Here is a 12,399-nt window from a genome sequence, read left to right as displayed (position 1 = left end):
CCGCCATGCCGCGATCCTTGTAACCGCGCGCCAGCTCGAACATGCCGTAGTTGAGCTGGTGGAAGCCGGCGAGCGTCACGAACTGGAACTTGTAGCCCATCGCGCCGATTTCGCGCTGGAACTTGGCGATCGTGTCCTTGTCGAGCTTGGCTTCCCAGTTGAAGCTCGGCGAGCAGTTATACGCGAGCATCTTGTTCGGATACTGCTTCTTGATCGCCTCGGCGAAGCGGCGCGCGTCGTCGAGATTGGGGTAGCTGGTTTCCCACCACAGCAGATCGGCATGCTCGGCAAAGGCCAGGCCGCGCTTGATGCAATGATCGACGCCGGTGCCGTCCTTCAGGCGGAAGAAACCCTCGGCGGTGCGCTCGCCGGTCAGGAATTCATGGTCGCGCTCGTCAATGTCGCTGGTGATCAGCTTGGCGCTCTCGGCATCGGTGCGCGCGCAGATGATCGTCGGCACGCCCGACACGTCGGCGGCGAGCCGAGCGGAATCGAGGTTGCGGATATGTGCCTGCGTCGGGATCAGCACCTTGCCGCCGAGGTGGCCGCACTTCTTCTCGCTCGCGAGCTGGTCTTCGTAATGCACGCCGGCGGCACCCGCAGCGATATAGGCCTTCATGATCTCGAAGCAGTTGAGCGGGCCACCAAACCCGGCTTCGGCATCGGCGACGATCGGCGCGAACCAGTCGCGGCTCGCCCCGCCTTCGCTATGCTCGATCTGGTCGGCGCGCTGGAGCGTGTTGTTGATTTTCCGCGCGAGCTCCGGCCCGGCGTTGGCGGGATAGAGCGACTGGTCGGGATACATTGCCCCTGCGGTGTTGGCGTCGGCAGCAACCTGCCAGCCCGAGAGGTAAATCGCCTTCAGCCCGGCACGCACCATCTGCATCGCCTGGTTGCCGCTGAGTGCACCGAGGGCGTTGATATAATCTTCGTTCTGCAGCAATTCCCACAGCTTGTTCGCACCCTTGCGCGCCAGCGTGTGCTCGACCAGCACCGAGCCGCGCAGCTTTGCCACGTCTTCGGGCGTGTAGGGGCGGGTGATGCCGTCGAAACGGCCAGTCGGGGCGGGAATCAGGTCTTCGAAGGTCATTGCAAGTCCTTTTTCGCGGTCGGTCCTTGCTCGGACCGTCGTATTGGCTCGCTGTTGCGCCGCAGCAAGGCCAATGGCGAGGCCAAGCGCGGGTAAATGCGGTCAGGCTGTGCGCGCAAAACTGCATCATCTCTGTCGTGTTGTAACATCTTTACAAGTTCGAATGCGCGCGCCAGTACATACCGATGGTCGACCAGAAGCTATTCGCGGGCTATGCCGTGCGCCGTGTGCGGCGGCAGGCGGGACTCACTCAAGCCGCCATGGCCGAAATGCTCGCGATCTCGCCGAGCTATCTCAACCTGCTCGAACGCAACCAGCGCCCGCTCTCGGCGACACTGCTCGTACGGCTGGCCGAGCAGTTCGATTTCGACGCGCGCAGCCTCGCCGTTGGCGAGCCCGGCGGCGGCGAGGCGGCGCTGCGACGGCGGTTGGCCGATCCGCTGTTCGCCGATCTGGAGGTCGATCGCGCCGAGCTGACCGAATGGCTCGCTGCGGCGCCGGGTGGTGCCGAAGCCTTTGCCCGCGCCTATGACCGGCTCGGCGGCGGCGTACATGGCTCCAGTGACGCGCCCGATCCCGTCGCCGAAGTCCGCCGCGAGATCGAACGCTGGCGCAACCATTTTCCCGATCTTGACGCGGTCGCCGAGGCGCTCGCCGATGAACTCCGGCTTGGCGCGGGTGACCTCTATGGCGCGATTGCCGAGCGGCTGCGGGTCAAGCACCAGCTCGCGATCCGCGTGCTGCCGGTCGAAGTGATGCCCGACATGCTGCGCCGGCTCGATCTGCATGCGCGCCAGTTGCAGCTCTCCGAACTGCTCGACCCGGCCTCGCGCGCGTTCGCCGCGGCCTTTCAGCTCGGGCAAATCGAAGGGCGCGCCGAGATCGAGGCGCTGGTCAAGGGTGGCGCCTTTACCGACCGTGCGGCCGAGCGGCTCTATCGGCGGCATTTGCTCAGCTATTTCGCTGCGGCCGTCATGATGCCCTATGCGCGCTTCCTGCGGGCGTGCGAGGCGACGGGGTATGACATCGAACTGCTCCAGCGCCGCTTCGGTGCAGGGTTCGAACAAGTCGCGCACCGGCTGACCACGCTCCAGCGCGTTGGCGCGCGCGGCTTGCCCTTCTTCATGGTCCGGATCGACCGCGCGGGGCAGGCGTCGAAGCGCTTCTCGGGCGCGAGCGCGGCGCCGCTGGCCGAGGCGGAGGCGCGCTGTCCGCTTTGGCGGTTGCACATGGCGTTCGAGCGGCCGGGGGCGCTGACGGTCCATCTCGTCGTACTTGAGGATGAGAGCCGCTGGTTCACAATGGCGCGCACGGTGACGCCGCAGGGGCGCCGCTATGGCACGACCGGCGCGGAATTCGCGGTCGGTCTGGGGGTTGCGGCCGATCTGGCGGGACCGCTTGCAGCGGCGCGCGGGATCGACCTTGCGGGCGACGCGACGCCCATTGGTCTGGGCTGTCGCCAATGCCTGCGCGTCGATTGCCCGCAGCGATCGGCGCCGCCTGCTGGCCGCGCGCTGATCGTCATCGAGCGCGAACGCGGGCTGTCGCCGATCCGCTTTGCCGCCGATTGAGCGGCGCGCTATGCTTCGCGCTGGGGCAACGCTGATTTCGGTGGAAGCACCCTCAACCCGCTCGTGCTGAGCTTGTCGAAGCACTGCCCTTCTTTTGCGACGTTATCGCAGAAGAAGAACGGCCCTTCGACAAGCTCAGGGCGAACGGGGGAAGTGGGCCAACGAAACCCCAAGCCCCGGAGGTCACAGGAGAAACGCCATGGAAAAATCGGTCACGACCTTTCGTTCGAGCACCTGGCGCTGGCTGTTGGGGAGTCTGGCGGGCTGGGGGACGTTACTGCTGTGCCTGATCGGCGTCGGACTGGTGATCGTCGTCTGGCGCTGGCTCACCAACATTGCGGTCGGCTATGAACTCACCGACCAGCGGCTGATCATCCGGCGCGGCATCCTCAACAAGACCACCGACGAGATCGAGCTCTACCGCATCAAGGACACGACGATCGCCTATTCGGTGATCAACCAACTGACCGATATCGGCACGATCACGATCCGGTCGAGCGATGCGACCACATCGGGTGGCGATCTGGTGCTGCCAGATATTCCGCAAGGGCGCGCCATTCGCGAGGAAATCCGGCGCCTTACCGATGCGGCGCGGCAATTGCGGCGCGTCCGCGAGGTCGATGTCGACGTCGAAAACTGACCGCAGCGGCGCCCCGTCGCAAGACACTTGACGATCTGTCATCAAACTGAAACATTAGCGTCACCGAAGTGAAACATTGGTGGCCTGCCTCTGTGCTTCAGGGAGACGCGAACAATGAAGTGGACCCATCTTGTCTTGATTGCCGCTGCCGCGCTCGGGGATGCTAGCCTCGCGCATGCGGCCAAAAGCAATTCGAACGGATCTGAAGAAATCATGCGCGGCGATTATGTCGCCGCCGAAGCGCTGATTGACCGACAGCGCAAGCTGTTTGCGTGGGACGGCGACCTGACACTCAATCTGGCGATCGTTTATCGCCGCACCAATCGCCCCGAAGCCGCGCGCGCGCTCTATCAGCGCATGTTGCAGCTGCCTGACGAAGAAATCGAAATCGGCAATACCGTCACGACCATGCATGCAATGGCGCGGCGCGAGCTTGCCAAAATGGCCCCGACGCCGCTCGCCAAACTGCGCTAGTCGCTCGCGCGCAACGCCAGGCGACCGAGCACGGCCGTGCCCTTGTGCGCGGCGACGCCCGGCCCGGCGGTGGCCTTCACTGCTGCGGCGTCGACCTCGGCGCCGCAGCCTTCGCACACCAATCGCGCATGCACCGCGCCGCCACAGCCGCGGTGCTCGGCACAGGTCGGCGGGCCTTCGGCCAGCGGCTGCCAGCGATCACCCCAATCCATCAGCGCGGCGAACGAAGTGCGGCCTCCCTAAACCCCCGCGACCGTCAGGCGCTCGAGCTGCTCATGCGTCAGCTCGAGCGCCATTGCGCCGAGCAATTCCTCGACCTGCGGGGCGCTCGTCGCGCTCGCGATCGGCGCCGTCACGCCCGGTTGCGCCGCTAGCCACGCCAGCGCGATCTGCGCGAGCGTCGCGCCGGTCTCCTCCGCCACTGCATCCATGGCGCTCAGCACTGCCTGGCCCTTGCCCTCGAGCAGCGGCGCCATCCGCCCGCCGCGCACGCTTTTGCCGAGATCGTCGGCGCTGCGATATTTGCCGGTCAGAAAGCCCGAGGCGAGGCCGTAATAGGGCACCACGCCGATGTTATGCGTGACGCAATAATCCTGCAGCTCGCCTTCGAACTTGTGGCGGCTGACGAGATTATATTCGGGCTGGAGCACGTGATAGCTCGGCAGGCCATGCGCCATCGCCAAGTCGTGCGCCGACTTAAGCCGCGCGGCGTGGAAATTCGATGCGCCGAGCGCGCGGACCTTGCCCGCGTCGATCAGCCGCGCGAACGCACCGAGCACGTCCTCCTGCGGCACATCATCGTCATCCTGATGCGCGAAATACAGGTCGATCGTCTCGATGCCGAGCCGCTTGAGCGACGCGTCGCACGCCGCCGCGATGCGCGCAGGCGCCAGCTTGGCGCCGCCTTCGCCGGGCAGCATCCCGACTTTGGTCGCAATCTGCACCGCGCCGCGCTTGCCGCTGCTGCGCAGCCAATCGCCGATCACGCTTTCGGATTCGCCGCCTTGATGGCCCGGCGCCCACGCCGAATAGACATCAGCGGTGTCGATCATCGTCCCGCCCCCGGCGACAAAGGCATCGAGCACGGCAGAGCTCGCGGCCTTGTCGGCGGTCCAGCCGAACACATTGCCACCGAGCACCAGCGGCGCGATGTCGAGATCGGTTGCGCCTAGCTGTCGTGTCATCACTTGGCCTCCCCGGCCTGATTGGCGCCGACGGCCTCTGCCGACACGCTGTTTGCGTCCAGCATCGCGGCGGCATCGTTGAGCTGGCTCGCTTCGGTGGCGCTGACGCCGCTCGGGTCGGCGGCGGTCGATCCGCAGCCGCCGAGCAGCGCGAGCAATACCAGGGCGGCTGCGGCCTTCATCGATCGATCGCGTTGCTGGCGTCGCGCAGGCCCTGGCTGGCCTTTTCCTTGCCCTTCGCCGTGGCGTCGTCGATCGTATTGCCGACCGTGTCGACCGCATTGTCCATGCCGCCCAGCGCGCGGTCGCCAGCGGCGTCGACGTCTTTGGTCGCTTCGGACATCGTCGCATTGGCGTCCGCCGTGATCGCATCGGCGGCTTCGGCGGTTTCGTTCTGCGCCTTGGGGCTGCACGCGGCGAGCCCGATCGCCAGGGGGAGTGCCAGCAGGGCGGCAAGCTTTTTCATTAACCAGATCCTTGTCGCGTTTATCGGTGAGGCGGTAACGCGCGGACGCTAATCCGGGGTCCAGACGCGCGCAATGGCCGTGATCGCCGTGATCACCGTTGCATTCATATAAAGATATCTTTATATCGTGATCCGATGATGCTTGCGCTCGAAATCTTCCGTGCCCTCGCCGATGCGACGCGGCTGCGCATCATGGCGCTGATCCAGACGATGGAGCTGTCGGTCGGCGAGCTCGCGCAAGTGCTTGGGCAAAGCCAGCCGCGCGTGTCGCGCCATGTGAAGATTCTGTGTGACGCGGGGCTCGCTGAACGGCGCAAGGAAGGCAGCTGGGTGTTTGTGGCGCTGGGTGAGCGCGCATTGGTGGCGCCCGCGATGGCCGCGATCGATAGCTGGCGCTCGCGCGAGAGCGATCACTGGGCGGTCGCCGATGCGGCTCGATTGGCGGCGGTGCGGGCCGATCGCGCGGCGGCGGCGAACGCCTGGTTCGAAGCCAATGCGGGGCAGTGGGATGCGATCCGGTCGCTGCACATTGCCGAAAGCGACGTCGAATCGGTGATGCGCCAGATTTTGGGCGACGCACCGATCGCGACCTTGATCGACATCGGCACGGGCACGGGCCGGATGCTCGAACTCTTCGCCCCGCTCGCCAAGAGCGCGCTCGGGATTGATCGCTCGTCCGAAATGCTGCGACTCGCGCGCGCCAAGCTTGCCGAGCGCGGGCTGCTCAACGCCGAGCTGCGTCAGGCCGATCTCTATGCGCTCCCGATGGCCGACGGCGGCGCCGACGCCGCGATCATCCACCACGTCCTCCATTTCGCGCAGCAGCCCGGCGCCGCGATTGCCGAGGCCGCGCGCGTGCTGGCGCCGAGCGGCCGGCTGCTGATCGCCGATTTCGCGCCGCATGAGCGCGAGGAATTCCGCGCGAGCGAAGGGCATACCCGGTTGGGCTTTTCGGACGAGCAAATCCTCGGCTGGTTCGCCGCCGCAGGCCTCGCGCCGGTGCGCACCGAAACGCTCGGCGGCGGCGAACTCACGGTCAAACTCTGGCTCGGCCGCAAAGCCGGTAGCCCGCTCAAAGAGGCAATTGCAGCATGAACATGTCGGTTCCCCAGCTCGAGGAAGCGCGCCGCGCGCTCGATGCGCCCCTCTTTGCCGATCTGGCGGGCGACGCCGAAGTGAGCTTCGAATTCTTCCCGCCCAAGACCGAGAAGATGGAAGAAGCGCTGTGGGAAACGGTCAAGACGCTCGAGCCATTCGGCCCGCGCTTCGTGTCGGTCACTTATGGCGCAGGCGGGACGACGCGCGAGCGCACCCACGCGACCGTCGCGCGCATCCAAAGCGAAACGCCGATGGCGGCCGCCGCGCATCTGACCTGCGTCGAGGCATCGAAGGCCGAGATTGCCGAGATCGCGCACGCCTATTGGGAAGCGGGCGTGCGGCATATCGTGGCTTTGCGTGGCGATGCGCCGGGGGCCGATGCGTTTGTCCCGCACCCGGACGGCTATACCAATGCCGCCGATCTGACGGCGGGCTTGAAGAAGCTTCACCCGTTCGAGATTTCGACGGCCGCCTATCCCGAACGTCACCCCAATTCGCGCGACGATGCCGATGATCTCGACAATCTGAAGCGCAAGCTCGATGCGGGCGCGACGCGCGGGATCACCCAGTTTTTCTTCGAACCCGAAACCTTCTTCCGCTTCCGCGACCGCGCCGCCGCCGCCGGGATCGATGCCGAAATGGTGCCGGGGATCATGCCCGTGACCAACTTTGCCAGCATCAAGCGGATGTCGGCGATGTGCGGCACCGATGTGCCGCCGTGGCTCGGGCGGTTGTTCGACGGGCTCGACGATCACCCGACCAGCCGCCAGTTGATCGCGGCCACGCTCGCCGCCGAGCTGTGCCGCAAGCTTTATGCCGGCGGCGTGCGGCAATTCCACTTCTACACGCTCAACCGCGCCGAGCTGAGCTTTGCGATCTGCCATTTGCTGGGCTTGCGGGCGGTGGCGGCATAGCCCGCACCCCGTTCGTCCCGAGCGAAGTCGAGGGACGGGCCACAAGCGACCAGCGCGGTGTCTCGACTGCGCTCGACACGAACGGTTTGAAAAATTGGACTTAGATATGACCCCACGTGAAACCCTGCTCGCGCAAGCTGCTCAGCGCATCCTGATCACCGACGGCGCGTTCGGCACCGAAATCCAGAACTGGAAGCTCGCCGAGGCCGATTATGCGGGCGACCTCAAGCTCGGCCACGACCAGAAGGGCAACAACGACATCCTCGCGCTGACCGCTCCGCACGTGCCCGAAGCGATCCACCGCGCCTATTTTGCCGCCGGGGCCGATATTGCCGAAACCAACACTTTCTCCGCCAACCGGATCAGCCAGGCCGATTATGGTGCCGAGCATCTGGTGCGCGAAATCAATCTGGAAAGCGCCAAGCTCGCGCGTCGCGTCGCTGACGAATTCGCCGCGCAGGACGGGCGCCCGCGCTTCGTCGCCGGCGCGATCGGGCCGACCAACAAGACGCTGTCGCTGTCGCCCGATGTCAACGACCCGGGGTATCGCGAGATCGATTTCGACGGGCTGAAGGACGTCTATCTCGAACAGGTGATGGCGCTGCTCGAAGGTGGGGTCGACTTCATCCTGATCGAAACGATATTCGACACGCTGAACGCCAAGGCCGGGATCATGGCGGTGATCGAGGCAGGCGAAGTGCTGGGGCGCGACGTGCCGATCATGTTGTCGATGACGCTGACCGATTTGTCGGGGCGGAACCTGTCGGGGCATACGGTTGAGGCGTTCTGGCACGCGGTGCGCCATGCGCGGCCGCTGACGATCGGGCTCAATTGCTCGTTCGGCGCGCAGCAGTTGCGCCCGCACGTCAAGACGCTCGCTGCCATCGCCGACACGTTGATCATGGTCTATCCCAATGCGGGCCTGCCCAACGAACTCGGCGCTTATGACGAGCTGCCCGAGGAAACCGCAGCGCTGGTCCATGAATGGGCCGAAGCGGGGCAAGTCAACATCCTCGGCGGTTGCTGCGGCTCGACGCCTGCGCATATCGCCGCAATTGCCAGGTCGGTCGCCGGGCTTCCCGTCCGCGCGATGCCTGCCCAGCCGGTCGTGACGCGGCTCGCGGGGCTTGAGCCGATGACGATGGCGGCCTGAGCGAACGAACCAAACAACAGCGTTCGTCCCGAGCAAAGTCGAGGGGCGGGCGGCAAGCGATGCGCGTGGTGTCTCGACTGCGCTCGACACGAACGGACAGAAAATTGTGAACCAGATTTCGACCGCCCAATTCGTCAACATCGGTGAACGCACCAACGTCACTGGCTCTGCCAAGTTCAAGAAGCTGATCATGGCCGGCGACTATCCCGCCGCGGTCGAAGTCGCGCGCCAGCAGGTCGAAAGCGGCGCGCAGGTGCTCGACGTCAACATGGACGAGGGGCTGCTCGACGGCACCCAAGCGATGACGACCTTCCTCAAGCTGATCGCTGCCGAGCCCGATATCGCGCGCATCCCCTTCATGATCGACAGCTCGAAGTGGAGCGTGATCGAGGCCGGGCTGAAGTGCGTTTCCGGTAAGCCGATCGTCAATTCGATTAGCATGAAGGAAGGCGAAGCGCAGTTCCTCGACCAAGCGCGCAAGGTGATGAATTACGGCGCCGCCGTCGTCGTGATGGCGTTCGACGAAGTCGGCCAAGCCGACACGCAAGCCCGCAAAGTCGAGATTTGCGAGCGCGCGTACAAGCTGCTCACCGGCATCGGCTTCCCGCCCGAAGATATCATCTTCGATCCGAACGTGTTCGCGGTCGCGACAGGGATCGAGGAGCATAACAATTACGCGGTCGACTTCATCGAGGCGTGCCGTGAGATCAAGGCGCGTTGCCCGCACGTCCATATCTCGGGCGGTTTGTCGAACCTGTCGTTCAGCTTCCGCGGCAACGAGCCGGTGCGCCGGGCGATGCACAGCGTGTTCCTTTACCACGCCATCCCTGCGGGCATGGACATGGCGATCGTCAACGCTGGGCAGCTTGACGTGTACGACACGATCGACCCCGAGCTGCGCACCGCGTGCGAGGATGTCGTGCTCAACCGCGACGCCGACGCGGGCGAGCGGCTGGTGGCGCTCGCCGAGCGTTATCGTGGCACCGATGCGGTCGCCGAAAAAGCCGCCGAGGAATGGCGCGGCTGGGCCGTCGGCAAGCGGCTCGAACATGCGCTGGTGAAGGGCATCGACGCCTTTGTCGTCGATGATACCGAGGAAGCACGGCTGCTGTTCGCCAAGCCGATCGAAGTGATCGAAGGTCCGTTGATGGACGGCATGAATGTCGTCGGCGACTTGTTCGGATCGGGCAAGATGTTCCTGCCGCAGGTCGTGAAATCGGCGCGCGTGATGAAGAAGGCCGTCGCCCATTTGCTCCCCTATATCGAGGCATCGAAAGAGCCGGGCGCCAAGGGCAAGGGCAAGATCATCATGGCGACCGTCAAGGGCGACGTGCATGATATCGGCAAGAACATCGTCGGCGTCGTGCTCCAGTGCAATGGTTTCGACGTCGTCGATCTGGGCGTGATGGTGCCGTGGACGAAGATCCTCGAGTCCGCGGTCGAGAATGACGCCGACATGATCGGCCTGTCGGGGCTGATTACGCCTTCGCTCGACGAGATGGTGACGGTGGCCGAGGAGATGACCCGCGCGGGCATGACGATGCCGCTGCTGATCGGCGGCGCGACGACCTCGAAGGTTCATACCGCGCTGCGGATCGCGCCCGCGTACAAGGGCCCGGTGGTGCATGTGCTCGACGCAAGCCGCGCGGTCGGGGTGGCGACCACGCTTGTCAGCGACACGATCCGCGACGATTTTGTCGTCAAGACCGACGCCGAATACGCCGCCGTGCGCGCCGCGCGCGAGGGCAAGGGGCAGAACGAGCTCTTCCCGATCGAACGCGCGCGCGACAATGGCTTCGACGCCGACATGAGCCTGAAGGCGCCGGCGCCGAAGCAGCCCGGCGTGCATGTCTTCCGCGACTGGGACCTCGCCGACCTCGCGCAATATATCGACTGGACGCCCTTCTTCCGCGCGTGGGAGCTGGCGGGTAATTACCCCGCGATCCTCGACGACAAGATCGTCGGCGAAAGCGCGCGCTCGCTGTTCGCCGACGCGCAGGCGATGCTGGCGAAGATCATCGACCAGAAATGGCTCACCGCGCGCGGCGTCTGCGGCTTCTGGCCGTGTGCGCGCGACGGCGACGATGTGATGCTCCACCTCGACAACGAGGATCACGTGCGGCTCCCTTTCCTGCGCCAGCAGATCGCCAAGCGTGAGGGGCGGGCGAACATGTGCCTTGCTGATTTCATCGATCACGACGGCGACTGGATTGGCGGCTTTGCGGTCTCGATCCACGGCATCGAGCCGCACCTCGCCAAGTTCAAGGCGGCGATCGACGATTACTCCGACATCCTGCTCAAGGCGCTCGCGGATCGTTTCGCCGAGGCCTTTGCCGAGCGGCTCCACGCGCATGTCCGGACTGATTTATGGGGCTATGCGGCGGGCGAGCAGCTGACCCCCGACGCGCTGATCAAGGAACAATATCGCGGCATCCGCCCGGCGCCGGGCTATCCGGCGTGCCCCGATCACAGCACCAAGCCGATCCTGTTCAAGCTGCTCGACGCGCACCACGCGACCGGCGTCTCGCTGACCGAAAGCTTCGCGATGCTGCCGACGGCGGCGGTGTCGGGCTATTATTTCGCGCACCCGCAGAGCGAATATTTCGGCGTCGCGCGGATCGGCCCGGATCAGGTCGCGGATTACGCCGCGCGGCGCGGGGTGGACCTCAAGACGGCGGAACGCTGGCTGCGGCCGAATTTGGATTAGGGGGCGGGCCTTGGCGGGAATGTCTGGAATGTGAGGCAACCCTTCGTGTTTCGCCGGTGCGTTTGGTCAATCCGCGAACCAGCCCATGCATCTTGCGCTCTATCGGGTTAGGCTGCGAGCAAGATAGGCCTTGAGCTTCTGACGAAACGCAGGGTCAGTAGCGCGAACCACTTCATCGTGCCCCAGACCTCCCAGGATCCACCACTCGCTTCCCGGCGGTGCTGCCCGGTACATGGCTTCAGTCTCAGCGGGCGGAGTGTATGCGTCGAGCTCTCCCCCGACCAGCATCACCGGAACGCGAACCTTGTTCAGGGCTGCGAGGGGAGACAATTTGTCCGGCCCAACACCGTAGCGCGGAATGGACTGATAGCTTAGCATCGGTTCGATCGCCGTTGCTGGCAGGGTCCCGGCGACGGCTTCGATGCGATTGAAAATGGCCGTGCGAATGTCAGGATAGACCGACATCATCACAAGAGCGTCGACGTCAAGTGGCCCCTTGTCACCAAGAACGCTGGCCGCACCGCCCAGAGAGAAACCGATGGCCCCCAGCTTGCTCGCAGGGTGCTGCTGCCTGAGCCACGCGAGGGCGGCATGGGCATCACGGGCTTCGAGATAGCCGAAGCTTTTGCTGCTTGGACTGGATTGGCCATGTCCGCGCATGTCGATGGACAGGACGGAATAGCCTTCGCCTGCCAGCCACGTTGCCATATCGAGCATGTCTCGCCGATTGCCGCCGTTGCCGTGCAGCAAGATAATGGCCGGGGCGGTGGAATCGTCAGCCTTCCAGTAACTCGCAGCGATCTCGACCTGATCCGATGTTGTCAGCCGGATTTCGGTGGCGGGCGCGGGGGCAGGTTCAACCGCCGCGTTGGTCGCGCCAGTCATCGCCGAACCAACAACCCAGATGCCGACAAGTCCAGCAATCAGAGCCAGCATCCCCATCCAGCCCAATCGCGTTCGCCACGTTAGGGATGATCGCCTTTCTGCCGGTAAGGACATTTGCACTTTCGCCAAGGTTGGAGTTTTCCGGCATCTATCACAATGTAATCGAAAGATATGTTTATGCGACAGTAACTCGGCCGAAAGCCGCCACAACTCTTCT

13 protein-coding genes are annotated in these 12,399 nt (G+C 64.8%); 7 read left to right on the top strand and 6 right to left on the bottom strand.

The annotated features are described in order from the left end of the window. The coding region (gene aceA / locus K2W81_RS13375) for an isocitrate lyase (protein WP_294105102.1) at positions 1-1,090 on the bottom strand (1,090 nt) is incomplete at its 3' end. A 185-nt stretch (positions 1,091-1,275) separates the two neighbouring features. Between aceA and K2W81_RS13370 the strand changes: the two genes are divergently transcribed. The 3 genes from K2W81_RS13370 to K2W81_RS13360 all read left to right on the top strand — a co-directional run bounded on the left by K2W81_RS13370 (position 1,276) and on the right by K2W81_RS13360 (position 3,775). Next, positions 1,276-2,661, top strand: a complete 1,386-nt coding sequence (locus tag K2W81_RS13370) for a short-chain fatty acyl-CoA regulator family protein (protein ID WP_294105100.1) — start codon at positions 1,276-1,278, stop codon at positions 2,659-2,661. Between the two features lie 199 nt (positions 2,662-2,860). Next, positions 2,861-3,301 (top strand): PH domain-containing protein, encoded by a 441-nt coding sequence (locus tag K2W81_RS13365; protein ID WP_294105098.1) that lies wholly within the window; start codon positions 2,861-2,863, stop codon positions 3,299-3,301. 114 nt (positions 3,302-3,415) lie between these two features. Beyond that, the gene (locus tag K2W81_RS13360) at positions 3,416-3,775 is read left to right on the top strand and encodes a tetratricopeptide repeat protein (protein ID WP_294105096.1); all 360 of its coding nucleotides are present in this window, start codon (positions 3,416-3,418) and stop codon (positions 3,773-3,775) included. Here the strand turns inward: K2W81_RS13360 and K2W81_RS13355 are convergent. From K2W81_RS13355 to K2W81_RS13340, 4 genes are read right to left on the bottom strand one after another with little or no spacing between them, the layout of a single operon-like run. Next, the gene (locus tag K2W81_RS13355) at positions 3,772-3,987 is read right to left on the bottom strand and encodes a hypothetical protein (RefSeq protein WP_294105095.1); all 216 of its coding nucleotides are present in this window, start codon (positions 3,985-3,987) and stop codon (positions 3,772-3,774) included. The two genes, K2W81_RS13360 and K2W81_RS13355, sit on opposite strands and share 4 nt — an antisense overlap. A gap of 27 nt (positions 3,988-4,014) precedes the next feature. Further along, positions 4,015-4,959, bottom strand: a complete 945-nt coding sequence (locus tag K2W81_RS13350; RefSeq protein WP_294105094.1) for an aldo/keto reductase — start codon at positions 4,957-4,959, stop codon at positions 4,015-4,017. Continuing rightward, positions 4,959-5,141, bottom strand: a complete 183-nt coding sequence (locus tag K2W81_RS13345) for a hypothetical protein (protein ID WP_294105088.1) — start codon at positions 5,139-5,141, stop codon at positions 4,959-4,961. Before K2W81_RS13345 ends, K2W81_RS13350 begins: the two co-directional genes overlap by 1 nt. Continuing rightward, positions 5,138-5,425 (bottom strand): hypothetical protein, encoded by a 288-nt coding sequence (locus tag K2W81_RS13340; protein WP_294105085.1) that lies wholly within the window; start codon positions 5,423-5,425, stop codon positions 5,138-5,140. The genes K2W81_RS13345 and K2W81_RS13340 overlap by 4 nt, the downstream gene beginning before the upstream one ends. Before the next feature lie 135 nt (positions 5,426-5,560). On the opposite strand from K2W81_RS13340, the gene K2W81_RS13335 reads away from it, so the two are divergent. The 4 genes from K2W81_RS13335 to metH all read left to right on the top strand — a co-directional run bounded on the left by K2W81_RS13335 (position 5,561) and on the right by metH (position 11,297). Further along, complete coding sequence (locus K2W81_RS13335; RefSeq protein ID WP_294105083.1) at positions 5,561-6,520, top strand: metalloregulator ArsR/SmtB family transcription factor; 960 nt, start codon at positions 5,561-5,563, stop codon at positions 6,518-6,520. After that, complete coding sequence (gene metF / locus K2W81_RS13330) at positions 6,517-7,437, top strand: methylenetetrahydrofolate reductase [NAD(P)H] (protein WP_294105081.1); 921 nt, start codon at positions 6,517-6,519, stop codon at positions 7,435-7,437. Before K2W81_RS13335 ends, metF begins: the two co-directional genes overlap by 4 nt. 106 nt (positions 7,438-7,543) lie before the next feature. Next, positions 7,544-8,590 carry a homocysteine S-methyltransferase family protein gene (locus K2W81_RS13325; RefSeq protein WP_294105079.1) on the top strand — a complete coding sequence of 349 codons (1,047 nt, stop codon included), beginning with the start codon at positions 7,544-7,546 and terminating at the stop codon, positions 8,588-8,590. A 103-nt stretch (positions 8,591-8,693) separates the two neighbouring features. Then, entirely contained in the window at positions 8,694-11,297 is a 2,604-nt protein-coding gene (gene metH / locus K2W81_RS13320) for a methionine synthase (protein WP_294105107.1), read from the top strand. Positions 11,298-11,396: 99 nt separating this feature from the next. Here the strand turns inward: metH and K2W81_RS13315 are convergent, their stop codons facing one another. Next, complete coding sequence (locus K2W81_RS13315; RefSeq protein ID WP_294105078.1) at positions 11,397-12,233, bottom strand: alpha/beta fold hydrolase; 837 nt, start codon at positions 12,231-12,233, stop codon at positions 11,397-11,399. Positions 12,234-12,399 lie beyond the last annotated feature (166 nt).

It is taken from the genome of Sphingomonas sp. (genome assembly GCF_019749955.1).
Lineage (GTDB): Bacteria > Pseudomonadota > Alphaproteobacteria > Sphingomonadales > Sphingomonadaceae > Sphingomonas.
Note: the sequence above shows the minus strand (reverse complement) of the source record. Positions and strands in the feature narration are given on the sequence as shown.

Bases quoted from the DNA above. Each gene is read 5' to 3' on its own strand.
- K2W81_RS13370 (WP_294105100.1), top strand. From the start codon at position 1,276: ATGGTCGACCAGAAGCTATTCGCGGGCTATGCCGTGCGCCGTGTGCGG.
- K2W81_RS13365 (WP_294105098.1), top strand. From the start codon at position 2,861: ATGGAAAAATCGGTCACGACCTTTCGTTCGAGCACCTGGCGCTGGCTG.
- K2W81_RS13360 (WP_294105096.1), top strand. From the start codon at position 3,416: ATGAAGTGGACCCATCTTGTCTTGATTGCCGCTGCCGCGCTCGGGGAT.
- K2W81_RS13355 (WP_294105095.1), bottom strand. From the start codon at position 3,987: ATGGATTGGGGTGATCGCTGGCAGCCGCTGGCCGAAGGCCCGCCGACC.
- K2W81_RS13350 (WP_294105094.1), bottom strand. From the start codon at position 4,959: ATGACACGACAGCTAGGCGCAACCGATCTCGACATCGCGCCGCTGGTG.
- K2W81_RS13345 (WP_294105088.1), bottom strand. From the start codon at position 5,141: ATGAAGGCCGCAGCCGCCCTGGTATTGCTCGCGCTGCTCGGCGGCTGC.
- K2W81_RS13340 (WP_294105085.1), bottom strand. From the start codon at position 5,425: ATGAAAAAGCTTGCCGCCCTGCTGGCACTCCCCCTGGCGATCGGGCTC.
- K2W81_RS13335 (WP_294105083.1), top strand. From the start codon at position 5,561: ATGATGCTTGCGCTCGAAATCTTCCGTGCCCTCGCCGATGCGACGCGG.
- metF (WP_294105081.1), top strand. From the start codon at position 6,517: ATGAACATGTCGGTTCCCCAGCTCGAGGAAGCGCGCCGCGCGCTCGAT.
- K2W81_RS13325 (WP_294105079.1), top strand. From the start codon at position 7,544: ATGACCCCACGTGAAACCCTGCTCGCGCAAGCTGCTCAGCGCATCCTG.
- K2W81_RS13315 (WP_294105078.1), bottom strand. From the start codon at position 12,233: ATGCTGGCTCTGATTGCTGGACTTGTCGGCATCTGGGTTGTTGGTTCG.